Origin of the sequence: Pseudomonas sp. BNK-45, assembly GCF_047456255.1 — a bacterium.
In the GTDB taxonomy this organism is placed as follows: Bacteria; Pseudomonadota; Gammaproteobacteria; order Pseudomonadales; family Pseudomonadaceae; genus Aquipseudomonas.
This window is the reverse complement of sequence record NZ_CP179909.1, coordinates 6,751,479-6,777,398: the sequence shown is the minus strand read 5'-3', so window position 1 is coordinate 6,777,398 and position 25,920 is coordinate 6,751,479. Positions and strand designations below refer to the sequence as shown.

General features: G+C 64.8%; 28 protein-coding genes and 1 pseudogene. 14 read left to right on the top strand and 15 right to left on the bottom strand.

Going from position 1 to position 25,920, the window contains the following annotated elements; translation table 11 throughout:
- Nucleotides 1-41: 41 nt before the first annotated feature.
- Both ACMGG8_RS30850 and ACMGG8_RS30845 read right to left on the bottom strand, forming a co-directional pair.
- Nucleotides 42-617, bottom strand: coding sequence for an NAD(P)H-dependent oxidoreductase (locus tag ACMGG8_RS30850; protein ID WP_060837422.1), 576 nt, complete (start codon nucleotides 615-617; stop codon nucleotides 42-44).
- A gap of 56 nt (nucleotides 618-673) precedes the next feature.
- A complete protein-coding gene (locus tag ACMGG8_RS30845) occupies nucleotides 674-1,555 on the bottom strand; it encodes a LysR substrate-binding domain-containing protein (protein ID WP_108544102.1) in 882 nt (293 codons plus the stop codon).
- Between the two features lie 215 nt (nucleotides 1,556-1,770).
- On the opposite strand from ACMGG8_RS30845, the gene ACMGG8_RS30840 reads away from it, so the two are divergent.
- Nucleotides 1,771-2,535 (top strand): sulfite exporter TauE/SafE family protein, encoded by a 765-nt coding sequence (locus ACMGG8_RS30840; protein ID WP_414158959.1) that lies wholly within the window; start codon nucleotides 1,771-1,773, stop codon nucleotides 2,533-2,535.
- Between the two features lie 9 nt (nucleotides 2,536-2,544).
- Here the strand turns inward: ACMGG8_RS30840 and ACMGG8_RS30835 are convergent, their stop codons facing one another.
- On the bottom strand, nucleotides 2,545-2,859 hold the full coding sequence (locus tag ACMGG8_RS30835) for a putative quinol monooxygenase (RefSeq protein WP_060837425.1): 315 nt from the start codon (nucleotides 2,857-2,859) through the stop codon (nucleotides 2,545-2,547).
- A 203-nt stretch (nucleotides 2,860-3,062) separates the two neighbouring features.
- Here ACMGG8_RS30835 and ACMGG8_RS30830 point away from each other — a divergent pair, with 203 nt between their 5' ends.
- The 8 genes from ACMGG8_RS30830 (at nucleotide 3,063) to ACMGG8_RS30795 (ending at nucleotide 13,053) form a co-directional block, all read left to right on the top strand.
- Nucleotides 3,063-3,653 carry an NAD(P)H-dependent oxidoreductase gene (locus ACMGG8_RS30830; RefSeq protein ID WP_060837426.1) on the top strand — a complete coding sequence of 197 codons (591 nt, stop codon included), beginning with the start codon at nucleotides 3,063-3,065 and terminating at the stop codon, nucleotides 3,651-3,653.
- Nucleotides 3,654-3,728: 75 nt separating this feature from the next.
- A complete protein-coding gene (locus tag ACMGG8_RS30825) occupies nucleotides 3,729-4,640 on the top strand; it encodes a LysR family transcriptional regulator (RefSeq protein WP_108544106.1) in 912 nt (303 codons plus the stop codon).
- Between the two features lie 708 nt (nucleotides 4,641-5,348).
- Nucleotides 5,349-7,016 (top strand): gamma-glutamyltransferase, encoded by a 1,668-nt coding sequence (gene ggt / locus ACMGG8_RS30820; protein WP_060837428.1) that lies wholly within the window; start codon nucleotides 5,349-5,351, stop codon nucleotides 7,014-7,016.
- A gap of 212 nt (nucleotides 7,017-7,228) precedes the next feature.
- Nucleotides 7,229-8,674: a SulP family inorganic anion transporter gene (locus ACMGG8_RS30815; protein WP_060837429.1), complete on the top strand. Its 1,446-nt coding sequence runs from the start codon at nucleotides 7,229-7,231 to the stop codon at nucleotides 8,672-8,674.
- 215 nt (nucleotides 8,675-8,889) lie between these two features.
- Entirely contained in the window at nucleotides 8,890-10,239 is a 1,350-nt protein-coding gene (locus ACMGG8_RS30810) for a gluconate:H+ symporter (protein WP_060837430.1), read from the top strand.
- On the top strand, nucleotides 10,240-11,100 hold the full coding sequence (locus ACMGG8_RS30805) for a MurR/RpiR family transcriptional regulator (RefSeq protein WP_060837431.1): 861 nt from the start codon (nucleotides 10,240-10,242) through the stop codon (nucleotides 11,098-11,100).
- A gap of 1 nt (nucleotide 11,101) precedes the next feature.
- Nucleotides 11,102-12,568 (top strand): N-acyl-D-amino-acid deacylase family protein, encoded by a 1,467-nt coding sequence (locus tag ACMGG8_RS30800; protein WP_414158958.1) that lies wholly within the window; start codon nucleotides 11,102-11,104, stop codon nucleotides 12,566-12,568.
- A gap of 116 nt (nucleotides 12,569-12,684) precedes the next feature.
- Nucleotides 12,685-13,053, top strand: a complete 369-nt coding sequence (locus tag ACMGG8_RS30795; protein WP_060837433.1) for a glyoxalase superfamily protein — start codon at nucleotides 12,685-12,687, stop codon at nucleotides 13,051-13,053.
- Between the two features lie 6 nt (nucleotides 13,054-13,059).
- On the opposite strand, the gene ACMGG8_RS30790 is transcribed toward ACMGG8_RS30795, so the two are convergent.
- The 3 genes and pseudogenes from ACMGG8_RS30790 to ACMGG8_RS30780 form a co-directional block, all read right to left on the bottom strand.
- Entirely contained in the window at nucleotides 13,060-14,088 is a 1,029-nt protein-coding gene (locus ACMGG8_RS30790) for an AraC family transcriptional regulator (RefSeq protein WP_060842417.1), read from the bottom strand.
- 319 nt (nucleotides 14,089-14,407) lie between these two features.
- Nucleotides 14,408-15,112 carry a methyl-accepting chemotaxis protein gene (locus ACMGG8_RS30785; RefSeq protein WP_409259064.1) on the bottom strand — a complete coding sequence of 235 codons (705 nt, stop codon included), beginning with the start codon at nucleotides 15,110-15,112 and terminating at the stop codon, nucleotides 14,408-14,410.
- 201 nt (nucleotides 15,113-15,313) lie between these two features.
- Nucleotides 15,314-16,192, bottom strand: a pseudogene (locus ACMGG8_RS30780) (methyl-accepting chemotaxis protein); the annotation flags it as partial.
- Nucleotides 16,193-16,686: 494 nt separating this feature from the next.
- On the opposite strand from ACMGG8_RS30780, the gene ACMGG8_RS30775 reads away from it, so the two are divergent.
- Nucleotides 16,687-17,364 carry a histidine phosphatase family protein gene (locus ACMGG8_RS30775; RefSeq protein ID WP_060837436.1) on the top strand — a complete coding sequence of 226 codons (678 nt, stop codon included), beginning with the start codon at nucleotides 16,687-16,689 and terminating at the stop codon, nucleotides 17,362-17,364.
- Nucleotides 17,365-17,410: 46 nt separating this feature from the next.
- Here the strand turns inward: ACMGG8_RS30775 and ACMGG8_RS30770 are convergent, their stop codons facing one another.
- From ACMGG8_RS30770 to ACMGG8_RS30760, 3 genes are all read right to left on the bottom strand, one after another.
- The gene (locus ACMGG8_RS30770; protein WP_060837437.1) at nucleotides 17,411-17,995 is read right to left on the bottom strand and encodes a DUF2589 domain-containing protein; all 585 of its coding nucleotides are present in this window, start codon (nucleotides 17,993-17,995) and stop codon (nucleotides 17,411-17,413) included.
- A gap of 80 nt (nucleotides 17,996-18,075) precedes the next feature.
- Nucleotides 18,076-18,735, bottom strand: a complete 660-nt coding sequence (locus ACMGG8_RS30765) for a DUF2589 domain-containing protein (protein WP_047283839.1) — start codon at nucleotides 18,733-18,735, stop codon at nucleotides 18,076-18,078.
- A gap of 82 nt (nucleotides 18,736-18,817) precedes the next feature.
- On the bottom strand, nucleotides 18,818-19,201 hold the full coding sequence (locus tag ACMGG8_RS30760; RefSeq protein WP_016965010.1) for a hypothetical protein: 384 nt from the start codon (nucleotides 19,199-19,201) through the stop codon (nucleotides 18,818-18,820).
- Nucleotides 19,202-19,369: 168 nt separating this feature from the next.
- Between ACMGG8_RS30760 and ACMGG8_RS30755 the strand changes: the two genes are divergently transcribed.
- Entirely contained in the window at nucleotides 19,370-19,927 is a 558-nt protein-coding gene (locus ACMGG8_RS30755; RefSeq protein ID WP_414158957.1) for a pesticin C-terminus-like muramidase, read from the top strand.
- Between the two features lie 42 nt (nucleotides 19,928-19,969).
- On the opposite strand, the gene ACMGG8_RS30750 is transcribed toward ACMGG8_RS30755, so the two are convergent.
- Nucleotides 19,970-20,428: a hypothetical protein gene (locus ACMGG8_RS30750; RefSeq protein ID WP_414158956.1), complete on the bottom strand. Its 459-nt coding sequence runs from the start codon at nucleotides 20,426-20,428 to the stop codon at nucleotides 19,970-19,972.
- Between the two features lie 86 nt (nucleotides 20,429-20,514).
- A complete protein-coding gene (locus ACMGG8_RS30745; RefSeq protein ID WP_231979001.1) occupies nucleotides 20,515-21,063 on the bottom strand; it encodes a hypothetical protein in 549 nt (182 codons plus the stop codon).
- A 228-nt stretch (nucleotides 21,064-21,291) separates the two neighbouring features.
- On the opposite strand from ACMGG8_RS30745, the gene ACMGG8_RS30740 reads away from it, so the two are divergent.
- Entirely contained in the window at nucleotides 21,292-21,627 is a 336-nt protein-coding gene (locus ACMGG8_RS30740; protein ID WP_041115848.1) for a lipoprotein, read from the top strand.
- Between the two features lie 55 nt (nucleotides 21,628-21,682).
- On the opposite strand, the gene ACMGG8_RS30735 is transcribed toward ACMGG8_RS30740, so the two are convergent.
- The 3 genes from ACMGG8_RS30735 to ACMGG8_RS30725 all read right to left on the bottom strand — a co-directional run bounded on the left by ACMGG8_RS30735 (nucleotide 21,683) and on the right by ACMGG8_RS30725 (nucleotide 24,354).
- Nucleotides 21,683-23,149, bottom strand: a complete 1,467-nt coding sequence (locus tag ACMGG8_RS30735) for an ArnT family glycosyltransferase (protein WP_060842422.1) — start codon at nucleotides 23,147-23,149, stop codon at nucleotides 21,683-21,685.
- Between the two features lie 162 nt (nucleotides 23,150-23,311).
- Entirely contained in the window at nucleotides 23,312-23,800 is a 489-nt protein-coding gene (locus tag ACMGG8_RS30730; protein WP_414158955.1) for a hypothetical protein, read from the bottom strand.
- A gap of 83 nt (nucleotides 23,801-23,883) precedes the next feature.
- Nucleotides 23,884-24,354, bottom strand: a complete 471-nt coding sequence (locus ACMGG8_RS30725; RefSeq protein ID WP_414158954.1) for a hypothetical protein — start codon at nucleotides 24,352-24,354, stop codon at nucleotides 23,884-23,886.
- Nucleotides 24,355-24,554: 200 nt separating this feature from the next.
- Here ACMGG8_RS30725 and ACMGG8_RS30720 point away from each other — a divergent pair, with 200 nt between their 5' ends.
- On the top strand, nucleotides 24,555-24,716 hold the full coding sequence (locus ACMGG8_RS30720) for a hypothetical protein (protein ID WP_164990710.1): 162 nt from the start codon (nucleotides 24,555-24,557) through the stop codon (nucleotides 24,714-24,716).
- A 5-nt stretch (nucleotides 24,717-24,721) separates the two neighbouring features.
- On the top strand, nucleotides 24,722-25,039 hold the full coding sequence (locus tag ACMGG8_RS30715) for a hypothetical protein (RefSeq protein WP_011059155.1): 318 nt from the start codon (nucleotides 24,722-24,724) through the stop codon (nucleotides 25,037-25,039).
- A gap of 26 nt (nucleotides 25,040-25,065) precedes the next feature.
- Here ACMGG8_RS30715 and ACMGG8_RS30710 read toward each other — a convergent pair whose 3' ends face one another.
- The gene (locus tag ACMGG8_RS30710) at nucleotides 25,066-25,848 is read right to left on the bottom strand and encodes an AraC family transcriptional regulator (protein WP_108544124.1); all 783 of its coding nucleotides are present in this window, start codon (nucleotides 25,846-25,848) and stop codon (nucleotides 25,066-25,068) included.
- Nucleotides 25,849-25,920 lie beyond the last annotated feature (72 nt).

The following is a 25,920-nucleotide window of genomic DNA, read 5'->3' as shown; positions in this document are numbered from 1 at the left end:
GCCGTCCGGCGGTGGACGGCGTTGCGCATTATCCGGCGCTTTCACTGCCTGGCAAGGTACTGCGCCTGCATCAGCCAATCGGCCTTGCGTTCTTCGCTGGCGTCCAGCACCGGGCCAAAGGTCAGGGTGCGCAACGGCTTGATGCCGCAGAAATCCAGGGTGGTGCGGCGCATCTGCTGCAAGCCGGGCATGCGGTAGAACCAGCGGAAATACCAGGGCGGGGTGTCCATGGTCACCATCAGGTGGGCGGTGCGGCCCTTGAGCAGTTGCTCGGGAAAGGCCTTGCCGGGGCGGTACTTGAAGGCGAAGCCCGGCAGCAGCACGCGGTCGAGAAAACCTTTCATCAGCGCCGGAATTCCGCCCCACCAGATGGGGAAGACCCAGGTCAGGTGCTCGGCCCAAAGGATGTCGGCCTGGGCTTGGCGCAGGTCCTCTTCCAGGGGCTGGATCTGCCGGTAGCCTTCATGCAGGACCGGGTCGAAGTGCAGGTCGCCGAGCCTGAGCTGGCGCACCTCATGCCCGGCCTCCTGCGCCGCTTTCACGTAGCGCTCGCTCAATGCCGCGCACAGGCTGTGGCGCGAGGGGTGGCCGAGAATCACCAGGATGCGTTTGCTCATTACCGTGGTCCTTGAGGAATAAACCCCAAGGCTAAAGTCTGCCCCTAGGGGGAGAGTCAAGGTTCCAGCAGCGCGCGACACAAACCCTGTGCGTACAGCGGCAGGGCCTCGAAGTCGCGGGCGCACAGCAACAGCCGGCGCCGTGCCCAGGCCTCGTCCAGGGGGCGGCTGTGCAGTTGCAGATGCGGGTTGCGCTGCAGGGCGGCCAGGGGCACCAGGGCCAGCCCGGCGCCACGGGCGACCATGCGCAGCAGCGCGTCGAAACCCTCGGCGCGGATGCGCAATGGCATGCGCCGGCCCAGGTGCAGGGCCTGTTCCTCCAGGTACACCGCCAGGGCGCTGTGGCTGGCCAGGCCGACATAGTCGTAGGCCAGGCTGTCGCTGAAGCTGGGGGCCGGCTGGGCGCTCAAGGGGTGGTCCGGGGGCATCGCCAGCACCAGTGGATCGTCGCGAAATGCCCGGGTCATCAGGCCCTGGGTGTCGACCGCGTCGGAGACGATCCCCAGGTCCGCGGCGCCCTGGCGCAGGGCATGGGTGATGCGCTGGCTGGGCAGCTCCTGCAGCTCGATATCGACCTGTGGATGGCTGTGCAGGAAGTCCGCCAGCAACTCCGGCAGGTACTCGCTGAGGGCGGTGGTGTTGCACAACAGGCGCACCTGGCCCTTGACCCCCCTGGCGTACTCACCAAGGTCCTGTTGCAGGTGCTCGGCGTACAGCAGCAGCGTTCGCGCGTGCTGGGCCAGGGCCTTGCCGGCGGCCGTCGGACGGATGCCGCGACGCCCGCGTTCGAGAAACTCGATGCCCAGGGAGGCTTCCATGGCGCGGATTCGAGCGCTGGCGGCGGCCAGGGACAGATGGCTGCGAGCGGCCCCGGCGGTGATATTGCCGGCCTCCAGAATATTCAGGTACAGGCGCAGGTCGATCAGATCGAAGTGCATGGGACATCCCTCGGCGAACATCATCTCTGTAGGAGCCGGCTTGCCGGCGAAGAGGCCTTCGGATTTTGCATCGGGCTTGAGCGCGCCTTCGCTGGCAAGCCAGCTCCTACGGCGGTGGCGGGCAATAGGTTTTGGCATGTGCCTCTTGCTGGGCAAGAGGCTGGCTCAGTATATGGCAGATTTTCAGCACGCCGCTGCGGGTGCAGGATTGGCCCATGAACAGCTCACTCGCGTTTTATCAGCATCTCGGAATGGCCCTTTCACTGCTGGTCATCGGCACATTCTTGCTGGCCGGCATGGTCAAGGGGGTGATCGGTCTCGGCCTGCCCACCATTGCCATGGGGCTATTGGGGCTGGCTATGGCTCCGGCGCAGGCTGCGGCCTTGCTGATCATTCCGGCGACCCTGACCAATCTCTGGCAACTGGCCTTTGGCGGGCACCTGCCGGCGTTGCTCAAGCGTCTGTGGCCGATGTTGCTGGCGATCTTCGTCGGCACCGTCGCCGGTTCCCTGTGGCTGGGCATCGAGGGCGGGCATTGGGTGGTGCGCGGGTTGGGCGCGGCGCTGCTGCTGTATGCCCTGAGCGGCCTGCTGCTGCCGACCTTGCGGGTATCGGCGGCCCAGGAGCGCTGGCTGGCGCCGCTGTGCGGGCTGGTCACCGGGGTGATCACCTCTGCTACCGGGGTGTTCGTGATCCCGGCGGTGCCTTATCTACAGGCCCTGGGCTTGAACAGGGACTCACTGGTGCAGGCCCTGGGCCTGTCGTTCACCGTCTCGACCCTGGCCCTGGCCGGCGGCCTGCTATGGCGTGGCGCCCTGGGCGGCGCCGAACTGGGGGCGTCCGTGCTGACCCTGGCTCCGGCGCTGCTGGGCATGTGGCTGGGGCAATGGTTGCGCCAGCACATCAGCGCCGTGCTGTTCAAGCGGGTGTTCTTCATCGGCCTCGGGCTGCTGGGCGGGCACTTGCTGATCAGTGGCTAGAGCTTGTGCTCAGCGGCCAGCCGAGGCCGGGCTGAGCATGTCGATGGCGCGGATCTCGAAGTCGCGCTCCAGGTAGTCCATGCGCGCGGCGAGAAACTGCTGCATGTGCGGCAGGCCCGAGTGGCTATCCAGCGCCTCCTGGGAGGCCCAGACCTCGTAGAAGATAAACAGGCTCGGGTCTTCCCGGTCCCGCAGCATGTGGTACTCGATGCAGCCGGCTTCAGCGCGGCTGGCGGCAACGTGGCTCAGGAAAAACGCCTCGAAGGCGTCGGCGCGTTCGGCGCGGGTCTTGGCGTGGAGGATAAAGGCCTGGGGCGTGGACATGCACAAAGCACTCATTGACGGGAAAGGTGCTGAGAATCCTAAGGCAAAGATCGGCTGTCGATTCGTGCATTTTGGTCAAATGTATTTTGAGCAACCCGGGCTTATTCTCCGCGCCCTGCCTGATTAACCTGCCGCCATCGTTTGCAACCTTCACAGCCCGCCGCTGCCAATGCGCGATGGGGTGTCCCCGATGAGGCCGGATCATGAAAAAAGTACTGCTGCTCAATGGCGCCAAACAGTTCGCCCACTCCGATGGCCGCTACAACGCCACCCTGCACGACACCGCCCTGGCGGTGCTGGATCGCGGTGGCCTGGAGGTCAAGGTCACCCATATCGACGAGGGCTATGACATCCAGGAAGAAGTGGCGAAGTTTCTCTGGGCCGACGTGATCATCTACCAGATGCCCGGCTGGTGGATGGGCGCGCCGTGGATCGTCAAGAAGTACATCGACGAAGTCTTCACCGAAGGCCACGGCAGCCTCTACGCCAGCGATGGCCGGACCCGCTCCGACGCCTCGCAGAAGTACGGCAGCGGCGGCCTGATCCAGGGCAAGCAGTACATGCTGTCGCTGACCTGGAACGCGCCGCAGCAGGCCTTCGACGACCCGACCGACTTCTTCGAAGCCAAGGGCGTGGACGCGGTCTACTTCCCGTTCCACAAGGCCAACCAGTTCCTCGGCATGAGCGGTTTGCCGACCTTCCTCTGTGTCGATGTGATGAAACGCCCGAACATCGAAGGCGATGTGCAGCGTTATGCGCAGCACCTCAAGGCGGTGTTCAATCTCCAGGGCTGAATCCGGCTACTATTGAGCGCCTTGAAGCGGGCCTGCGGTTTATCCAGGGCCCACCTGCGCCGATAAAGGACTCCTGTGAAAGCCCGATCCGACGAGTTGCAAGTCTTGGTTTGCGTCATCGAGTGCGGTTCGATTTCCGCCGCGGCCGAGCAATTGGCCCAGACCCCTTCGGCGGTCAGCCGCAGCTTGTCGCGGCTGGAGGCCAAGCTCGAGACCACGCTGATCAACCGCACCACTCGACGCATGGACCTGACCGAAGAAGGGCGCTACTTCTTCGAACAGGCCAAGCGCATTCTCGATCAGATGGACGAGCTCGAAGAGCGCCTGTCGTCGCGCCAGCGCACCCCGTCCGGGCGCTTGCGGATCAACGCCGCAGCGCCCTTCATGCTGCATGCCATCGTTCCCCATGTGGCCGAGTTCCGCCGCCTGTACCCGGACATCCAGCTGGAGCTCAACAGCAACGACCTGATCATCGACCTGCTGGAGCAAAGCACCGACATTGCCATCCGCATCGGCGTGCTGGCGGATTCGACCCTGCATGCCCGCTCCCTGGGCTGCAGCCCGTTGCACATTCTTGCCAGCCCCGATTACCTGGCCCGCCACGGCACCCCGCAGAGCGTGGCGGAACTGGCCGGGCACACCTTGCTCGGGTTCACCCAGACCGAAACCCTCAACCACTGGCCGTTGCGCCATGTGCATGGCGACCGCTGGCAGATCCAGCCGGACATCAGCGCCTCCAGCGGCGAGACCTTGCGCCACCTGGCACTGGAGGGGCAGGGCATTGCCTGCCTGTCGCATTTCATGACCATCGACGACATCCGCGCCGGGCGCCTGCAACCGCTGCTGGCCGCGTTCAACAGCGGCTATCGCCAGCCGATCAACGCGGTGTACTACCGCAACTCGCAACTGGCCCTGCGCATCCAGTGCTTCCTGGATTTCATCCAGGGCAAGCTGGCCGATTACGCCCACCCCGAATTCCAGGGCTGAAAGCCCCGTTCCCCGCCTATCACCCGTAGGAGCCGGCTTGCCGGCGAAGGGGCCCCCGGTTTTGCGCACGTCTTGAAATCGCTTTCGCTGGCAAGCCATCTCCTACGGTGGCTGTGTGTATCGGGTCTGTCCGGCAATCGATCCCTTGTAGGAGCCGGCTTGCCGGCGAAGAGGCCCCCAGGTTTTGCGCACGTCTTGAAATCGCTTTCGCTGGCAAGCCAGCTCCTACGGTGGCTGTGTGCATCGGGTCTGTCCGGCAATCGATCCCTTGTAGGAGCCGGCTTGCCGGCGAAGAGGCCCCCAGGTTTTGCGCACGTCTTGAAATCGCTTTCGCTGGCAAGCCAGCTCCTACGGTGGCTGTGTGCATCGTGTCTATCCGGCAATCGACCCCTTGTAGGAGCCGGCTTGCCGGCGAAGGGGCCACCGGATTGGCGCCAGTCCCGAGATCGCTTTCGCTGGCAAGCCAGCTCCTACGGTGGCTGTGTGTATCGGGTCTGTCCGGCAATCGATCCCTTGTAGGAGCCGGCTTGCCGGCGAAGGGGCCAGCGGATTTGGCGCCAGTCCCGAGATCGCCTTCGCTGGCAAGCCAGCTCCTACGGTGATCCATGGCTGAGGCTTGGGACGTTCGTGCCACGATTGGCGATTGCTCAACCCCCCGTCTCGGGCCTAAGGTTCTTGCCGTTCAAAAACAAGAAAAGGAAGGACTTTATGCGCATTCTGTTGTTCAAGTCCCTGGCCCTGACGGCTGCCATCGCCGCCAGCGGTTCGGCCTTTGCCGTGACCCTGGAAGGTGGCGCGGTAGCGGCGCCCAACCAGTACGGCGCCGATGTCGCGGCGCAGATCCTGAAGAAGGGCGGCAACGCGGTGGATGCGGCGGTGGCCACCGCGTTCACTCTGGCGGTGACCTACCCCGAGGCCGGCAATATCGGCGGCGGCGGGTTCATGACGATGTACATCGACGGCAAGCCCTACTTCCTCGACTACCGGGAAACCGCGCCCAAGGCCGCGACCCGGGACATGTACCTGAATGAAAAGGGCGAGGTGATCGAGAACCTGAGCCTGGTGGGCGCCCGCGCCGCCGGGGTGCCGGGCACCGTGATGGGCCTGTGGGAAGCCCACCAGAAGTTCGGCAAGTTGCCGTGGAGCGAGCTGATCACCCCGGCCGTGGGCTACGCGAAAAACGGTTTCAAGGTGGCGGACAAGCAGTACCAGTACCGCGAAGATGCGCTGAAGCTGTTCAACGGCAGCACCAACTTCGGCGACTACTTCGGCAGCATGAAACCCGGTGAAACCTTCCGTCAGCCGGAGCTGGCCGCGACCCTGGAGCGCATCGCGGACCAGGGCGCCAAGGAGTTCTACAGCGGCAAGACCGCCGACTTGCTGGTGGCCCAGATGCAGGCCGACAAGGGCCTGATCACCAAGCAGGACCTGCAGGACTACAAGGTCCAGTGGCGCCAGCCGCTGCAGGTGACCTTCCGGGGCAACACCCTGTACACCGCGCCGCCGCCCAGCTCCGGCGGGGTCGCCCTGGCGCAGCTGATCAGCCTCAAGGAAGAGCGCGCCGCGGACTTCAAGGGCGTCGAGCTGAACTCGGCCAAGTACATCCACCTGCTGGCGGAAATCGAGAAACGCGTATTCGCCGACCGCGCCGACTACCTGGGCGACCCGGCGTTTTCCGAGGTGCCGGTCAAGCAACTGACCGACCCGGCGTACCTGAAAAAACGCGCCGCCGAAGTCAACCCGAATGCCATCTCGGCCACCGAGAAGGTGCGTCCCGGGCTTGAGCGGCACCAGACCACCCACTTCTCCATCGTCGATGCCCAGGGCAACGCGGTGAGCAACACCTACACCCTGAACTGGGATTACGGCAGCGGCGTGGTGGTCAAGGGCGCGGGCTTTTTGCTCAACGACGAAATGGACGACTTCAGCGCCAAGCCCGGCGTCGCCAACGCCTTTGGCGTGGTCGGCGGTGACGCCAACGCTATTGCTCCCGGCAAGCGCATGCTGTCGTCCATGAGCCCGAGCCTGGTGACCCGTGACGGCAAGGTCACCCTGGTGCTGGGCACCCCCGGTGGTTCGCGGATCTTCACCTCGATCTTCCAGGTGCTGAACAACCTCTACGACTACCACCTGCCCCTGGAGAAGGCCGTGGCCGCGCAGCGCGTGCATCACCAACTGCTGCCCAAGGACACGATCTACTACGACGCCTACGCGCCGCTCACCGGCAAGGTCGCCGACGAGCTCAAAGCCATGGGCTACACCCTGGAAGACCAGGGCTGGGAGATGGGCGACATCCAGGCGATCCGGGTCAACGGCACCGCGCTTGAAACCGCTTCCGACCCCCGTGGTCGTGGCGTCGGCAAGGTCGTCAAATAACCACTGAACCGCTGTAGGAGCCGGCTTGCCGGCGAACGGGCCCGTCAGCCTGGCGCCCGATCGAGCGCCGCTTCGCTGGCAAGCCAGCTCCTGCCTTTGTTGCTCACGCGCCGACGAGCGGCTGTTCGGCGGCGCTTCAATTCCGTACCATTGCGCGCCTTTTTCCGCTCTCCCCCAGGACCGCGTCCGCCGGTCCGTCGATCAGGTCAACCATGAAAGCAAAACGTCTGCGCGCCGATGTCCTGGCCGGACTCACCACGTCCTTCGCCTTGCTCCCCGAATGCATCGCCTTCGCCCTGGTGGCTCACCTCAACCCGTTGATGGGCCTGTACGGCGCCTTCTTCATCTGCACCCTGACCGCACTGTTCGGCGGTCGCCCCGGGATGATCTCCGGTGCTGCCGGTTCCATGGCGGTGGTGATCGTCGCCCTGGTGGTGCAGCACGGGGTGCAGTACCTGCTGGCCACGGTGTTGCTGGGCGGGTTGGTGATGGTCGCCTTCGGCCTGCTGCGCCTGGGCAAGCTGGTGCGCATGGTGCCGTACCCGGTGATGCTGGGCTTCGTCAACGGCCTGGCGATCGTGATTGCCCTGGCCCAGCTGGAGCATTTCAAGAGCGGCGAACACTGGCTCAGCGGCCGGCCGCTGTACCTGATGGGCGGCCTGGTGGCGCTGACCATGGCCATCGTCTATCTGCTGCCGCGCCTGACCCGCGCCGTGCCGCCGGCCCTGGTGGCGATCCTCGGCGTCGGTTTGCTGGTGTACCTGCTGGACCTGCCGACCCGCACCCTGGGCGACATGGCGCACATCGCCGGCAGCCTGCCGGGCCTGGCCGTGCCCCAGGTGCCGTGGAACCTGGAGACGCTGTCGATCGTCGCGCCCTACGCGCTGCTGATGGCCATGGTCGGCCTGCTGGAAACCCTGCTGACCCTCAACCTCACCGATGAAATCACCGAGAGCCGCGGCCATCCGGACCGTGAATGCGTGGCCCTGGGGGCGGCCAACATGGTCTCGGGGATGTTCGGCGGCATGGGTGGCTGCGCGATGATCGGGCAGACCGTGATCAACCTCAGTTCCGGCGGCCGCGGGCGCTTGTCCGGGGTGGTGGCCGGTGGCCTGATCCTGCTGTTCGTGCTGTTTGCGGCGCCGCTGATCGAAGGCATTCCCCTGGCGGCGCTGGTGGGGGTGATGTTCGTGGTGTCACAGCAGACCTTTGCCTGGGCCTCGTTGCGGGTGATCCGCAAGGTGCCGCTGAACGATGTGCTGGTGATCTTGGCGGTGAGCGTGATCACGGTGTTCACCGACCTGGCCATGGCGGTGTTCTGCGGCATTGTCATCGCCGCCCTCAACTTCGCCTGGCAGCAGGCCCGGGAACTGTATGCCGACGCTCACCTGGAGGCCGACGGCAGCAAGCGCTATCAGTTGCACGGCACTTTGTTCTTCGCCTCCACCACGCCGTTTCTCAACCAGTTCGACCCGGCGGGCGATCCGCAGCACGTCACCATCGACTGTCGCCACCTGAGCTTCGTGGATTACTCGGCCATCGCCGCCCTGAAAACCCTGCGCGAGCGTTATGCCAAGGCCGGCAAGCACCTGCAGGTGCTGCACCTGTCCGAACGTTGCAGGCAGCTGCTGAAACGGGCTCGGGTGCAGCCCGACTGAAGCCCTCGGGCGAGTCGTTCCGCTCGGCGGTTTGTCAGGGCCGTGGAGTGAAAATATCCACTGCCGATTTTCATCGAGCGGCGTTTTACTTAGCTGTTCGCGACAAGGCCTGCCTCTTTACGAAAATTAGTTTCACTGGGTTTGAAACCCGCCTCCTTAAGTGATTAAAGCGTTTCACAACCATTCGAAGTGACGCTGTCTTCAAGGAGGGTCCCATGGCTCCTGCATCGGGTTTTTGGCTGCTGGGCTACGCCGCAGTCGCCATCATTGCGTTGATCGTGTTGATCGCCCGCTACCGGCTCAATCCCTTTATCGTCATCACCCTGGTGTCCGTCGGCCTGGCGCTGATGGCCGGCATGCCGCCGTCCGGCGTGGTGGGTGCCTATGAAGCCGGGGTCGGCAAGACCCTGGGCCATATCGCCCTGGTGGTGGCCCTGGGCACCATGCTCGGCAAGCTGATGGCCGAATCCGGCGGCGCCGAACAAGTGGCGCGGACCTTGATCGACCGCTTCGGCGAGCGCAACGCCCATTGGGCCATGGTCTGTATCGCCTTTCTGGTGGGGCTGCCGCTGTTTTTCGAAGTGGGTTTTGTACTGCTCATCCCCATTGCCTTCACCGTGGCACGGCGGGTGGGGGTGTCGCTGCTGATGGTGGGCCTGCCCATGGTCGCCGGGCTGTCGGTGGTCCACGCCCTGGTGCCGCCGCACCCGGGGGCGATGCTGGCGGTGCAGGCCTATCAGGCCTCGGTGGGGCAGACCCTGCTGTACGCGATCCTGATCGGCGTGCCCACGGCGATCATCGCCGGTCCGGTGTATGCCCGGTTCATCGTGCCGCACATCCATCTGCCGGCCGAGAACCCCCTGGAGCGTCAGTTCATTGCTCGCGAACCCCGGGCGCGCCTGCCCAGCTTTGGCCTGACCATGTTCACCATCCTGCTGCCGGTGGTGCTGATGCTGATCGGCGGCTGGGCCAACCTGCTGGCCGAGCCCGGCACCGGGCTCAATCAGTTCCTGCTGTTCATCGGCAACTCGGTGATCGCTCTGCTGGTGGCGACCCTGGTGAGTTTCTGGACCCTGGGGCTGGCCCAGGGCATCAACCGTGAATCGATCCTCAAGTTCACCAACGAGTGCCTGGCGCCCACGGCCAGCATCACCCTGCTGGTGGGGGCCGGGGGCGGCCTGAACCGGATTCTGATCGACTCCGGGGTCACCGAGCAGATCGTCGGCCTGGCCCATGAATTCCAGCTGTCGCCGCTGTGGATGGGCTGGTTGTTCGCGGTGCTGATGCGGGTCGCCACCGGCTCCGCCACCGTGGCCCTGACCACCGCCTCGGGGGTGGTGGCGCCGGTGGCCGTTGGCCTGGGCTATCCGCACCCGGAACTGCTGGTGATCGCCACCGGCGCCGGCTCGGTGATTCTGTCCCACGTCAACGACGGTGGCTTCTGGCTGGTGAAGGAATACTTCAATATGACCGTCACTCAAACCTTCAAGACCTGGACCGTGCTGGAGACGCTGATTTCGCTGATCGCCTTCGGCCTGACCCTGGGTCTCGCGGAGCTGCTGTAGATGGACATTCTTTACAAGATCCGTTCGGGGCTGAACGACTTCAGCGCCGGGGAGCAGCGGATCGCCCGTCTGCTGCTGGACGACGTCGGCTTTGGCGCCTCCGCCAGCCTCGACGAACTGGCCCGACGCGCCGAAGTCAGCGCCGCCACCCTGTCGCGGTTTGCCCGCAGCGTCGGGTGCCGCGACCTGCGTCAACTGCGCCTGCAACTGGCCCAGGCCAGCGGCGTCGGCAGCCGCTTTCTCGACCCGGGCAGTACGCCCGAGCAGTCCGGTTTCTACCGGCAGATCGTCGGCGACATCGAGTCCGTGCTGCATCGGCACCTGGCCGGTTTCACCCAGGCGCAGTTCGCCGACGCGGTGCGCTTGCTGGGGCGCGCGCGGATGATTCACGCCTTCGGCAGCGGCGGCTGCTCGACCCTGTGCAGCGATGAACTGCAGGTGCGCCTGGTGCGCCTGGGCTACCCCATCGCCGCCTGTCACGACCCGGTGATGATGCGGGTCACCGCCGCCGCCCTGGGGCCGCAAAACGCGGTGATCGCCTGTTCCCTGACCGGCATCACCCCCGAGCTGCTGGAGGCGGTGACCCTGGCGCGCACCTACGGCGCGGGGATCCTGGCCATCACCTTGCCCGACTCGCCCCTGGCGCAACTGGCGGATGTGCTGCTGCCCCTGCACAGCGCCGAAACCCCGTTCATCTACAAACCCACCGCCGCCCGCTACGGCATGCTCCTGGCCATCGACGTGCTGGCCACCGAGCTGGCCCTGGCCCAGCCGGACGACAACCAGGAGCGCCTGCGGCGGATCAAGCTGGCCCTGGACCATTACCGTGGCGGCGAAGACTGCCTGCCCCTGGGAGACTGACATGCGCTACGACACGCTGATCCGCAACGCCCTGATCATCGACGGCAGCGACCGCCCGGGTTACCCCGCCGACCTGGCGATCGGCGACGGCCGCATCGCCTGTATTGGCGATCTGTCCACGGCCACAGCCGAGGTCGATATCGATGCCGCCGGGCGTGTGCTGGCCCCGGGTTTCATCGACGTGCACACCCACGACGACACGGTGGTGATCCGCCAGCCGCAGATGTTGCCCAAGCTCAGTCAGGGCGTGACCACGGTGATTGTCGGCAACTGCGGGATCAGCGCCGCGCCGGTGAGCCTCAAGGGCGACCCGCCGGACCCGATGAACCTGCTGGGCGAGCGCGGCATGTTTGTCTACCCGCGTTTTTGCGACTACCGCGCGGCGGTGGACCAGGCGCAGCCAGCGGTGAATGTCGCGGCCCTGGTGGGGCACACGGCGCTGCGCAGCAACCACCTGCCGGACCTGTACCGCAGCGCCAGCGCCGATCAGATCGCGGCCATGCGCGGGCAGTTGCGCGAGAGCCTTGAGCAGGGGGCCCTGGGCCTGTCCAGCGGGCTGGCCTACGCCAGCGCGTTTTGCGCCGACACCGATGAAGTGCTGCAACTGGCCCAGGAACTGACGGCATTCGGCGCGGTGTACACCACCCACCTGCGCAGTGAGTTCGAGCCGGTGCTGGAGGCCATGGACGAGGCCTTCCTCATTGGTCGCGCGGCCCGGGCGCCGGTGATCGTCTCCCACCTCAAATGCGCCGGGGCCGGCAACTGGGGACGCAGTCCGCAACTGCTGGCGGCCCTGGAGCGGGCGGCCCAGGATCATCCGGTGGGCTGCGATTGTTATCCCTACGCCGCCAGCTCTTCGACCCTGGATCTCAAGCAGGTCACCGATGCGTACCGCATCACCATCACCTGGTCCACGCCGCACCCCGAACAGGGCGGTCGTGATCTGAACGAGATTGCCGACGAGTGGGGCGTCAGCCTGCTGGCCGCCGCCGAGCGCCTGCAACCGGCGGGGGCGGTGTACTACGGCATGGATGAAAGCGATGTACGGCGCATCCTCGCCCATCCGCTGTCGATGATCGGCTCCGATGGCCTGCCGGACGATCCCTTCCCCCATCCGCGCCTGTGGGGCGCCTTTCCCCGGGTGCTCGGGCACTTCAGCCGCGACCTGGGCCTGTTCCCGCTGCACACCGCGGTGCACAAGATGACCGGGCTTTCCGCCGCGCGCTTCGGCCTGCAGCAGCGCGGCGAGATCCGCGAAGGGCACTGGGCGGATCTGGTGCTGTTCGACCCGGCGCGGGTGCGCGACGTGGCCGACTTCAAGCACCCGCAGCAAGCGGCGCAAGGGATCGACGGGGTTTGGGTCAACGGGGTGTGCAGTTATGCCCAGGGCCGGGCCAACGCTCAGCGCGCCGGGCGCTTCCTGCCGCGGGAGGGGGATTTGCGCCGGGGCTTTCGTACCGCGGGCTGATTCTTTGATCTTCGTCACAGTGATGGCGCGGTGCTATTAAAGAATCCCTGAGTGGCGCCGAAGTGCTGGGAACCGCCGTCGCTACAGGCGGCTTATTTCGGTCAGGGAGTCGTGCAATGAGCTTTGGCAAAACCACCCCCATCCTGCGGATCTTCGATGAAGCCAAGGCCCGGGAGTTTTACCTCGACTTCCTGGGGTTCAACCTGGATTGGCAGCATCGTTTCGAGGATGACTTTCCGCTGTACATGCAGGTGTCCCGGGGCGAATGCGTGCTGCATCTGTCCGAGCATCACGGCGATAGCACCCCGGGTGCGGCGCTGCGGATCGAGACCGACGAGCTGGAAGCCTTCCAGCAGCAATTGCTGGCCAAGAACTACCGTTTCTCCCATCCGCAGATCCAGGCCATGCCCTGGGGCAGCCAGGACATGACCGTCAGCGATCCATTCGGCAATCGACTGGTGTTCACCAACGCCATTTGCGTCTGAGGGGGCTCAGGCCTTGCCGGTGCTCAGCGTGGCCTGACGGAATTGCCCCGGGGTCAGCCCGGTGCGGTTCTTGAAGCTGCGGTGAAAGGAACGGGATTCGCTGTAGCCCAGGCAATCGGCGATGTCCTGGATCGACAGGGCGCTGTGGCGCAAGTGGTGCTCGGCCAACTCCTGGCGCAAGTCATCGAGAATCTGCTGGTAGGAGGTGCCGGCCTGTTGCAGCTGGCGCTGCAGGGTGCGTTCCGACATCTGCAACTGCTCCGCCACCTGCTCCTTGCGCGGCAGACCGTCCTTGAGCAACTGGCGCAACAGGTTCTGCACCTGCAACGCCAGGGGCGCATCGCCCAGGGACGCCATCATCGCCTGGGCATGTTCTTCCAGGGTCTTGAGCAGGCGTGCGTCGGCCTGGCGCAGGGGCAACTGCAGGTAGTCCAGTGGCGCCACCAGCGCTGAGCAGGGTTGCTGGAACAGCACCGGGCAGCCGAACAACGCCTCGTACTGCGCCGCCTCGGCCTGGTCCGGCAGGGCGTGCTCGAACCACACTGCGCTGGGCGACAACTGCGAGTCGGCGATCCAGCGCGCGTACAACAGCCAGGAGGCCAGGACGTTTTCCACCAGGTGCCGGCGAATGTCCGGGCGCTGATGGCGGCAATTCCAGATCAGCCGCACCTGATCGCCTGCCGCCTCGGCGCGACTGGTGCCCATGTCCCCCACCAGTTTTTCGAACGGCATGATGCGGCCCATGGCTTCGCCCAGGGTCGCGCAGTTCATGGTGATGTAGCCCAGCACGTTCCAGGAGCTGGGTTTGACGAAGCGCGCCGAATTGAGCCCGAACAGCGGATCGCCGGAGTGCTGGCAGAAATAGTCCAGCAGCCGTTCATGCACCTCCATGGGCAGGCGCAGGCTGGTGTCGTTCAACTGCGCGGCTTGCAGCCCGGCCGCCGCCAGCGCCGGCTCGGTGGCAATACCCAGTTGCTCGGCATAGAGCAGGTATTTCAGCAGGGGCGGGACCGAAGTAAAACCGAGGCTGGGCATGTACGGGTTCCTGGTGACTAATCCCTAGGACAGCAGGACGAAGAGCGGGAAAGGTAAGGGCAAACCCCAAGGGCTGTAAATGGCCGGCGCCCCCGCTTCTTGTAGCCGCTGCCGCAGGCTGCGACCGGCCCCGAAGGGGACGCCGCTCTTGAGGGCCCAGGAAGGCCCTGCGGGCCTTGTCGCAGCCTGCGGCAGCGGCTACAGAGGTAGGGCGTCCATGCGCGGGGCACCTTGCGTGCGCCGGTTGTCTGGAGTACCGGTCTACCAACCCGCGTGTGGCCGCCACCCTGGTTCAAGGGGGGCGGCGACGGGGCGCAAATCAAACGCGGAAGTGGCTGACCATCATCTGCAACTGGCCGCCCAGGCGCGCCAGTTCAACACTGGAGGCCGCGGTTTCATCGCTGGCGGCGGCGGTCTGTTCGGACACGTCGCGCACGTTGATGATGCTGCGGCTGATCTCTTCGGCCACGGCGCTCTGCTGTTCGGCGGCGGCGGCGATCTGCTGGTTCATCGATTGGATGTTGGACACGGTGCGGGTGATGCTTTCCAGCGAGGCACCGGCCTTGCGGGTCAGCTCGACGCTGCTGTCGGTCAGGCTGCGGCTGTTGTTCATCACCGTGGCCACTTGCTGGGTGCCGTTCTGCAGGCCGGCCACCAGTTCCTCGATCTCTTCGGTGGACTTCTGGGTGCGCTGGGCCAGGGCCCGCACTTCGTCGGCGACCACGGCAAAACCACGCCCGGCTTCACCGGCCCGGGCGGCTTCGATGGCGGCGTTCAGCGCCAGCAGGTTGGTCTGTTCGGCCACGGCCTTAATCACGTCCATGACGCTGCCGATCTTGTCGCTTTCCTGTTGCAGCACGGTCATGGCGTCGGTAGAGCGCACCACTTCGCTGGCCAGGCGCTCGATCTGTTCGATGGCCTGGGCCACCACCTTGTCACCCTGGCGGGCTTCGCCGTCGGCGGCGGCCGCGGCCTGGGAGGCCTCTTCGGCGTTGCGTGCGACTTCCTGCACGGTGGCGGTCATCTCGTGCATGGCGGTGGCCACCTGGTCGGTCTCGACTTTCTGGCTGTTGACCCCGGCGCTGGTTTCCTCGGTCACGGCCGACAGTTCTTCGGCGGCGCTGGCGATCTGGGTCACGCCGTCGCGGATGCCGCCGATCAGCTCGCGCAGGGTCACGCCCATGCGGGCGATGCCCTGTTGCAGCACGCCCAGTTCATCGCGACGGGTAACCCGCAGGTTTTCGGTGAGATCGCCGGAAGCGATGCGCTCGACCACGGCCAGGGTTTCCTGCAGCGGGCGGGTGATCTGCCGGGTGATGATCACGGCGGCCAGTACGCCCACCAGCAGCGCCAGCAGGGTGCTGATCAACTGCAGGCTGCGGGCCTGGGCGCTTTCGATGTCGCGACGGTCCAGCTGGATCTGGTACAGGGCGTCGCTGCGGCTGACGATGTCGGCGCCCTGGTCGGTCATTTCCTTGCGCGCCTGCACGGCATCGCTGAAGGCCAGCTTGAAGGCCTGCAGCGAACTGCGGTAGCCGCTCAGGGCCGCTTCCAGCTGTTTCATGGCGTCGCGCTGGGTGCTGCCGAAGTGCGCATTGAGCTGGTCCAGCTCGGCAATCGCCGCATTGAGCTGGGTCGCGGCTTTCTGTTCGGTGTCCGGGTTGTTGGTGGTGACGTAGCCGCGCACTTCATAGCGGGCCAGCTGGAAGGCGTCCTTGGCCTGGGTGATGGCCTGGAACTGCTCGAAGCGCTCGTCGCTCAGGGGCATCTGCTTGACCCGGGCGTTGATGGCGTTGATCAGGTCGTTGGCGCGCTCGGCGTTTTGGTTCATCGCCTGGCGCGCGGCGTCGCCGGTACGGTAGGCATTGCGCATCTTGTTCAGCGAGTCCTGGTAGGCGCTGATGGTCGTGCCCAGGCCTTGCAGGAGCTTGATGTTGTCCGGGCTCTGGAACGAGGCCAGGAGCTTTTTCTGCTGCGCGCTGAAATCGTCCAGGGTGCTCTGCACGCCTTGGGCGGCGGTTTCGTCGCCGTTGGCCAGCATGTACTGCAGGCGGGTGACCCGCAGTTTGGTCAGGCCGCTGTTGAGCTGGGTGATGTCGCTCATCCAGTTGCTGCGGTCGATCAGGTTGCCCAGGCTGGTCCAGCCGGTCAGTGCAAGGACGGTGGTCAGGGCCAGGACGAGGCCGAAACCCAGGCCCAGCTTAAGGTTGACGCTGATGTTGGCAAACCAACTACTCATTGAATTCCTCCAGGAACGTAGCTCTTCTTGATCTTGAGTTGGCTGGAAGATTGTTGTTGTTGGTGACCAGCAAGGTGTTTTGTAGGGGGTGTATCGGCGGGACGTTCCATAGCTGAAACGATTTCGTCGGTATTGTCCCAGGACAATGTTTGATGCGATGGACGGTCATTTTGCGGGATCACCGTCGGTCCGTTGAGCTTTTTTTCACATTCATTTCACCCGCGCCCCACGCTTGCCGCCCTAGAGTCCGACGAGTCGATGCCGCCGGCATTCGGCGGCGCTCGTTTGTCATCAGCAGGCGCTAGCCTGATGGCGCGTCGCTCAACACATCGGATCATTCTCAGAGGGGCGGTTGGACAGTGGCCACAAGACTCGCTTTGCCGCCGGTCAAACGCTCATTCGCGATGGGCGGCCTGACGCGTTACAAGAACCGCCTGGGGTTGCTGCTGGCGGCCTTTTTGCTGATTCCCCTTGGCCTGCTGCTGTTGCAGCCGACGGCGGTGCCCGACCTGGCTCACGGCAATGTGGCCGGGATCAAGGCGGTGACCAGCAGTTGGGCCAAGGGCGACACCATTGTCCTGGTGCGGCATGTGGAGCGCTGCGACCGTTCCAGCGCGCCCTGCCTGGGGCCCGCCGATGGCATTACCGATCGTGCCCGGGAGGTGGCGGTAGCCATCGGCGCGCGATTCGAGCAGTTGGGCCTGGAACGCACCGACCTCTACAACAGCCCCATGACCCGTACCGCGCAGACTGCGGGCTACATGTTCAGCAAGGTCAGCAGTGGCGATGGCTGGCTGTACGACTGCAAGGGCAATCTGTTGCGCGACGTGCTGGCACACAAGGTGGCCGGGCGCAATCTTGTGCTGGTGACCCACAGTGAATGCATGGATGAACTGGAGCAGGAACTGAAGCTGGCGACCCCGACCCTGGGCTATGGCGCTTCCCTGTTCATCACCACCGATACCCTCAATGGCGCGCCGAAGATGCTTGGCATGATCGAGGCCAGCGACTGGCGTTCGGTGAACCTCAAGCCTTGAGGCGCCTCGGGGCTGACCGCTGCGGTCAGCCGGGCGCGCCCCGGGCTCAGGGGGCCAGCAGGTCCGGATCGGCTGGCGGGCTGCCGGCGGGCGCGATCGCCGTCGGCGCGGGGCCGTCCTCGATCCGTTGCGGACTGATCAGGTTGGTGAACTCTTCGATCAGGCGCTGGATCGCTTCCGGCGGCTCGCAGTCGCGAAACTCCATGCTGATCTGCACTTCGTCCGGGTCGCGTTCCTGGCCCTCGCGCTTGCCGCTGCCGAAGGTGACGAAGAACTTCTCGCTTTGCAGTTCGCCATTCTCCAGGTCGTGGCTGGCCTTCTGCAGTTCGGTGCCATGCATGCGTACCGACAGGTCGACGGTCATCTTGTGCAAGGCCAGGCCCTTGGGCGAAACCAGGGCGATCAGCGGCACATTGATGATGTGCTGCTCGTTGAGCGCCACCTCGACCATCTTGGCCTTCATCGGCGTGCCCAGGTCGTTGACGTTGTAATCGAAGAACTGGTCGAACAGCTTGATGTACTGCTGGGCGATCAGGTTGTGGGTGGCGGCGGCGGCCTGGTGCATGCCCCGGGTGATGTGGCTCAGGTCGCTGGCCGACATGGGCTCCTTGCGGCGGGAAAAGAATGCCATGGATCACGCTCCTTGTTCGGTGGCTGGAGAACCCCGCCGTGAAGGCGGGGCGGGTTACTGGGTCGAAGGTGCCGCGTGGATCAACCGCCGGTGCCGGTTTTCTTCTCGGCCGCAGCGCCCGGCATTGCCAGCGTATTAGCGGTTGGCAGCTTGTCCGGGTCGGTCGGTTGAGTGCTCGGCAGCCGCACCGGCTTGGTGGCGGCGTCGGTGAGGAAGTCGATGACGCGCATCAGGGCTTCCGGTGGGTCCTGGCGGACGATCTTGGTGCTGATGGCGTAGCGCGCGCGGGTGTCGGTCTTGCGGGTCTGGGTGGATTTGTGGCTTGCCGCACCCTTGACCGACACACTGAACGGGCCCCAGCCCAGCTTCGCCTCGAAGCTGCCGGAGGCTTCGGTGGAGCTGGTGTCCTCGGCCATCTGGCTGATGGTCAGCTCGAACTCGATGGAGCCTTCCTCGATGGTGATGTTGGGGTGACTGATGGCCGCCAGCAGCGGAATGCGCATCGACTTCTTCACCGTGCCCTTGTAGACGCCCTGTTCATCCACCAGGGTTTCGTCGTAGTCGAACTGCACCGATACCGCCTGGCCGTCCTTGATGCACACACCCATGAGGAAGTCCGCATAGGCTTTGCTCGCGGCGACCTGCGCCTGAATCATCGCCATCAGTGGGCCGGTGATCATCTTGTCCAGGGGCAGCGCGGCAATCACGCCGCCGATCAAGCCCTTATCAATATCTGCCATGGTCTAGCTCCTTGTTCTTCGTTGCGCGAAATGCGCCCCTGCACCTTAAGAAAGCCGTGACGGCCGATTCAGCGGGAATCGATTACCGGTGAGTGTTGGCTTCCAGGCGACGGATATTGCCGATCTGCCGCAGGCTCAGGCCGTACTTGTCCGCCAGCACGCTGCGGGAGATGCCGCCCAGGCTCTCCAGCTGGATGTGCTGGTTGCGGATCTGCCGGCAGAAGTGATCGGCCTTGGGGATTTCCAGGGCCAGGCCGGCAAAGCGTTCGATCAGGGCGTTGAGGGCGTCGGGGGGCAGGATCAGGGCCAGCGAGGTGCGTTCGGCGTGCTTGGGAATGTACTTGGGACGGCCGCCGTATTCCCGGGTCAGGCGGTAGGCGTTCTCCAGGCCGATGCAGTCGATGAGGGCCTGGAGCGAGTGGGGTAGTTGGCGAACATCAATGAGACTGAGGTCTTTCACGTCCATTTGGTACCTCCTTGGAATTATGGATAACGCTGGTTCGATCCTAAGGAGGTGCCTCGTCCGTTGTTCAGTGGGAAATTTCCCCCCTATTAAAGGGAACTATTACATTCTGATGTTGTATCGGTCGCGGGTGGTGCACTGGATTTTCTTCAACCGTTGGAGGAAATATCCATGTCACGTTATGCGATTGATTTCAGTTTTATCGCCGCCCTCGAAGGCGGTGCCATGACTCGCGGTTATGTGCCCGATGCGGCCAACAGCAAGAGCGGGGTGACGGTGGGCACCGGGTTCGACCTGGGGCAGCGCGGGGTCCAGGATCTGCAGGCGCTCAACCTGCCGGCGGATCTGGTGCGGCGGCTGACGCCCTACCTGGGGCTGACGGGACTCAAGGCCAAGCAGTTTCTGGTTGACCAGCCCCTGAGCATCAGCAGCGCCGAGGCCGAGCTGATCGATGAGGCGTACAAGGCGCCCTTCGTCGATCGCCTGGCCGCGGCCTACACCCAGGCCAGCGGGGTGGATTTCGCCCAGCTGCCGGCGCCGATGCAGACCGTGATCGCCTCGGTGGCCTTTCAGTACGGCAGCCTGGCCAGCCGCACGCCGAAGTTCTGGGCCCAGGTGGTGGCCCGCGACTGGAAGAGTGCCCTGGTCAACCTGCGCAATTTTGGCGACAGCTACGGCACTCGGCGGCGCAAGGAGGCCGATCTGCTGGCCTCGCAGCTCGGCTCATGAGCGGTTGCCGCCCAGGCCCCGGGCCTGGGCGGCTGGCCGGTTTCAAGGGCAGGGGTAGGTGTGCAGCAGGCTCACACTGCCCATGTAGTGGGTGTCATCGGGCTGGGTATTGCTGGGCAGCGTACGCCAGTCCACCAACAGGCACATGGCCCTGAGGGAAATGCCCTTGGCCTGGCCGATGGGGTTGGAAAACTCGTAGCGGTACAGCGCCTGAGTGGTGTTTTGCGGGGTGACGCTGCCGGCGTTGAGCAAGGTGCTGCGGGCCATGTCCGGCAGTTTGTCCTGGCTGACGGTAAAGCGCGGTTGCTCGCCCTGGTGGACGAACACGCCCTGGTCACGAGAGCGTTTCCACAGTTGCTGCCACTGGCTACTGCCGGCGACGGTGCTCAGGGTGGCGGCGTAGGCCTTGAGGGTGGCGGGCGGCACCTGGGCGGTTTCCAGGGCGTGGGCAGCGCTGGCCAGCAGGCTCAGGCCGATGATCAGTGAACGCAGAATCAACATGGGAATAACTCCTTTTCCAGGCCGCACGGCCCGACACGAACACGGGGGAAGTCCCCCGGCGACAGGCTGTCGCCGGGGAGCAAGGCTTAGCGGGCGTCGAGGTAATCCCAGCGCAGGCCTTCCTTATTGTTTTTAGCGGTCAGTTCCTTGGCCACGGTGTTCTCGATGGCGTTGACGTTGATGTTTTCCACTTCGAGGATGTTTTTGTTCGCCAGTTGCTGGCGGAACTCGGCCTTGTTGGTGAGGAACTGGCAGGCGTGTCCCAGCTCGTGCATCAGCACCAGGGCCGGGGACAGGCGCTCGACCCGGTCGCTGCTGAACAGCGCGAGGAATTTCTGGAAATTGCTCAGGTCCGGCTGCTTGTATTTTTTCTCGATGGCGTACACCTGGGACTTGAGGTTCCACACCACGCGCCCGGCGGAAGTGGTGGAGTTGGCAGCCGGAGGAATCCAGCGGTCGGTCTTGTCCGCTGCCGACGAGTTGGTGACTTCCACGATCAGCTCTTCCTTGACGGCGATCAGTTCGTCGATCAGGAAGTTGGCCAGGTCGGATTGGCGCAGATAGTGGCAGGCATCGTCGAAACGCTTCTGGGCGACGGCCTGGTCCAGGGTCGTGGTGGTAACGGTGATGGTCATGACTGACTCCTTTGAGGAAATGCCCGTCAATGGGCAGGAGTCATGGTTTCAAGGGCGGTGAGCGGGTATCAGCGGGAAAGGATTCAAGGGGTAGCGTTCAAGGGGTGGCGTTCAAGAGGTGGAGCTCAAGGGATGGCGGGGCGAATGGGATGGGCATTTCAATGTCCCGCGAGTAAAGTGCCGCGCCCGGGAAATGAATCCCGGACGCTTTTTCCATGGAGTTACGTCGTGAAGCACATCAGCAAAGTCGTTGCCTCTGCCTGCCTCGGTCTGGTTCTTGCGGGCTGCACCGGCACCCCGATGAAAACCCAGCAGTTGGACAGCAGCCAGTACACCGTGATCGGTCACAGTGAAGCGACCGCCACCGGCATCATGTTGTTCGGGGTGATCCCGATCCAGCAGAACAGCCGTTTCGTCCGCGCGCAGACTGCGGCGATCAAGGCCAAGGGCGGCGACGCCCTGATCAACACCCAGGTCCAGGAAAACTGGTTCTGGGCCTGGGTCCTGAGCGGCTACACCACCAAGGTCTCCGGTGATGTGGTCAAGCTGAAGAACCCTCAGTAAGCCTCGCCCGGATAGACAAACGGCACCTGATTCAGGTGCCGTTTTCGTTGGCGGGTCAGTGGCCCGGTGCGAGGCTGACGAAGTGGTAGGCCTGGCGGCTGACCATGAGGGTCTTGAGGATCTGCAATGGCGGCTTGGGCGTCTGGTCACCGCCGATGACGGCGACATGCTGCGGCGACTCGGCGAGAAAGGCCTGCAACTGCGCTTCGGTCTGCAGGTCCTTGAGCAGGCTCTGGGTGTAGAACACGCTGGCCCCGGCAATGCGCTCGTTGGCCTGATACAGCGCCAACTGATGCCCGCTGGCCTGCAGCGCCATGATCTGGTCGGTCACCGGGACGAACGACAGCTCACGGTCGGCCCGGGGCGCGGCCCATTGGGCGTTCACCAGATAACCGCCGATGATCAGGCTCATGAGGGCGATCGCCAGGCCCTGGCGCCGACGCCCCACAGCACTCCAGAAACCGCTGCCCGCAGCCCGCTGCGCGAGACGCTGGTACAGCACCGCGCCATATTCCGCCGCCAGCACCGCCGCTGCCGGGGTCAGGGACATCAGGTACACCGTGCGTTTGCTGGAGGCCAGGCACAGCAGGGTGAACTGCGCCAGCAACCAGAGGCTGAAGAACAGCAGGTAGCGGTTTTGCACCAGGGTTTTGCGAAAGTGCCACAGGCCCAGGTAGACCAGGATGTTCCACGGCAGGAAGGCCTGGGGCAGCTTGGCCAGGTAGTAATAGAAGGGCTCGTAGTGCCCGGCCTCGACAAATGAGCCGTCGAAGCGCCCGACACTGTTGGTCCACAGCACTTCGCCCAGGGCTTGCAGGCCGCCGCGCTGATAGAGCATGTACAGCCAGATCATCAGCGGCACCAGGCCCAGCAGGGTCAGCAAGCCGGGGCGCAGCCACTGGCCGAAGCTGAAGCGTTTTTCGATCAGGCTGTCGGCCAGCAGGTAGGCGAAGATCACCACCCCCGGCATGGCCAGGCCCAGCACGCCCTTGCTCAGGGTGGCGATGGCAATGCCGCCGGCGAAGGCCAACCAGGCCAGCAACGCCGGTTGCTGTTCGGCCTGACGGCGCTGGGCCTGAAAGAACGCCAGCAGGGCCAGGGTCACTCCGAGGCTGAGCAGGGCATCTTCACCCACGCCACGCACGTTGCTCCAGTAACTGGCCATGGTCGCCAGCATCAGTCCGGCCACTGCCGCCAGGGTGGCCGGGCGGCCAAAACGGCGCAGCATGGCGTATAGCAGCATCACGCTGAACAGCCCGGCAAAGGCCGAGGCCAGGCGCACCGCCAGGGGCGTGCCGCCGAAGGCGCGGATGGCGCTGGCGTCGAGCCACAGGCTCAGCGGTGGTTTTTCCAGGAACGGCGTGCCGAACAGGCGCGGCGTGACCCAGTCATCGTCCAGGTGCATTTCCATGGCGATCCCGGCGACCCGGGCCTCGGTGGAGCCTTGCAACTGGTGATTGCCCAGGGCGAAGAAGAACAGCAGGCAGGCCAGCAGGAACAGCAGCGGAGCGGGTCGTGACATGAGTTGTGCGCCGGCAGATCAAGAGGCGCAGCCGGAAGGCTGCGGGCAAGCGCCAAAGTATACGGAGGCAAGTCTTAACAAATTGTGAACAAGTAGGGGGAAAAGGTGCGGTTCGGTCTTGAGGGCTCAGTCGGACCGGATCGGGTGGTGTAGGGGCGTTGATCAGCGCAGGTGACGGCCGCTGCGCCACCAGAAAACCAGCCCCAGAAAAGCCCCCGAGCAGCCGAACAATGGCGCCAGCGGCAGGTAGCGCGGCAAGCCCTCGGGTAGCGGTTCATCCTCGTAGCGGTCGGTATAGAAGCTGGAGGGCGCCAGGCTTGCGACCACGGGAATGGTCGGCATGGCGGCCACAGCGCCGCTGAACAGGTAGATCAGCACGTTGCGCCAGGCAAAGCGCTGGGCCAGCCAGAAGAACAGGGCGCAGGGCAGGGCTGTGATAATGCCGGTCAGCACGCCACTGACCACCAGGGTCAGCAGGCCCACGAACAGCGTCTGCAGAATGATGTCGCCGTTCAACGAACCGGCGCTGGCCAGCATCGTCAGCATCAGCAGCAGGGCCAGCACCGTGGCCAGGGCCGTGACGCCGATGAAGTAGGCGGCGAACCAGTCTTCCGGCTGCACGCTGCGTGGGGGTGGAGTGGTTACGGACATGGCAAAGGTCGCTATATGGGTGGCTGCTCTGGCCCTGCTCAAGGGTGCCTTGGCGTCGGGCCGCTGGTGAATAAAGGCTCGGCTCAGCGCAAGTGACGCCCGCTGCGCCACCAGAACACTACCCCCAGAAACACCCCACAGCCGCCGAACATCGATGCCAGCTGCAAATAGTGCAGCGCAGCGCTGACGCCGTGCGGGAGGTTGAAGAGTTCAGGGAGCAGTTGGGTCATCACGGGTATGGCGAACTGCGCCGCCAGGGCTCCGCTCACCAGGTAGATCCACAGGCGGCGCCAGGTAAAGCGCTGGGCCAGCCAGAAGAACAGGATGCACGGCAAGGCGGCGATCAGGGTAATCAGCACCAGGCTCACCATCAGCACCGCCACGCTGAACGACAGGGAGTCGAGCAGCGCCCTCCACGGGTGCTGGCTGGTGGTCAGCAGTATCAGGTTGACCACCAGCACCAGGGACAGGGCCAGCCCGGCGACGCCGATGAAATAGGTGGCGATCCAGTGACCGCGGTTCAGGGTGCGAACGGATTGGGGCGCTTGGGACATGGTGGGCACGGGCTTCAGGCAGAGGATGACCGGACCCAGGCTATCGGCAAGCAGGCGGTTTGATTGTGGAGTTTGCGTGGTTTTTTTGCGGTCAATGTTCTTTGGTGGATGACGTCGGGGCAGAAAATCCCTTATACAGGCAGCGGCCCGTCGACTGTTCACGGGCCCGGCTTGCGTCACCCACCCAGAAGGAGATGGACATGTTCAAGTTCCTGACGATTACCGAGTTGCCCCGTACCCCTGCGCATCGTGATTCCGGCTCCATCAGCGGAGCGATCAATGCCTGGGAGCTGAAAAATCGGGCTCTCAATACCAAGGGGTTTGTTACATGTCCAAAGAATTACTCGGAGTTTCTGCTGTAGGGCTGATGGTGCTGGGCGAGTTCTGCGCCATCTACAGTGAAGTGGTGGTGGCGCGGCTGGCCCATTCCGGCAACACCTCCGGTGCCGAACTGGCGCTGCCGGTGCTGATCATGTGCCTGGGCGGTATCTGCCTGCTGGCGGCCTACTGGCTGGGTTACGTGGCGGTGGGCGATATCTGGATCATCACCGTGGTCTCGGTGACCTCGCTGCTGCTCCTGGAGCCGCTGGTGATCTGGGCGCTGTTCCAGCAGGCGCCCGGGCGCGGTGCCTTGATCGGTTTCTGCCTCGGTGCGCTGGGGATGTTGTCCGCCGTGTTCCTCTAGCACGGCCTAGCTCTGGCTCGGGTCCTTCAGGCCCGGGCCCGGGCAAAGTAACGGCTGGGCGCCTCGCCCAGGACCTTGCGAAACACACTGCTGAAGGCGCTCGGGCTGCTGTAGCCCAGGTCGCTGGCGACCCGGGTCACGGCCTCGCCACGGCCCAGGCGCACCACGGCCGCCAACAGGCAGGCCTGCTGGCGCCATTCGACGAAACTGATGCCGGTGTGCTGGCGAAACAGCCGGGTGAAGGTGCGACGGCTCATGCCGGCGCGCTCGGCTATGGCATCGATCCCCAACTCCAGCGACGGCTGTTCCAGCAACGCGCGACAGACCCTGGCCAGCCGCGGCTCGTCCGGCAGCGGGGCGTTGAGGGTCAAGGCCGGCATGCTGGCGATTTCATGCAGCAGCAGGTTCATCAACTGCCCCTGCACGCCGTCCCTGGCGTAGAGCGCGGGGAGGTGCATGGCCCGCAGCAGCAGTTGGCGCAGCAACTCGGACACTTCCCGTACCTCGCATTGCGCCGGCAAGCCCAGGCGCAGTGCCGCCCGGGGGCGCACATAAGTGTTGAGCAGGGTCACCGGGCCGCGCATGTGCATGGCGTGGGTCACCCCGGCCGGCACCCAGATCGCCCGTTGCGGCGGCACCACCCAGTTGCCCTGTTCGGTGTAGACGCTGATCACCCCGGTGGCGGCGTAGGCGAATTGCCCGCGTCGATGCTGGTGTTCGGCGAAGTGCTGGCCGTCCGCATAGTCGACGGCCGTGACCCGCGCGTCTCGGGGGATGTTTTCGTAGGGATCGATAGCGATAGATTGCATGGCCCGAATCTACTGATAGTTGACCTGATACTGCAAGCGGGCCATGGCATGCTGCGGCGATAGTTCGGTCCC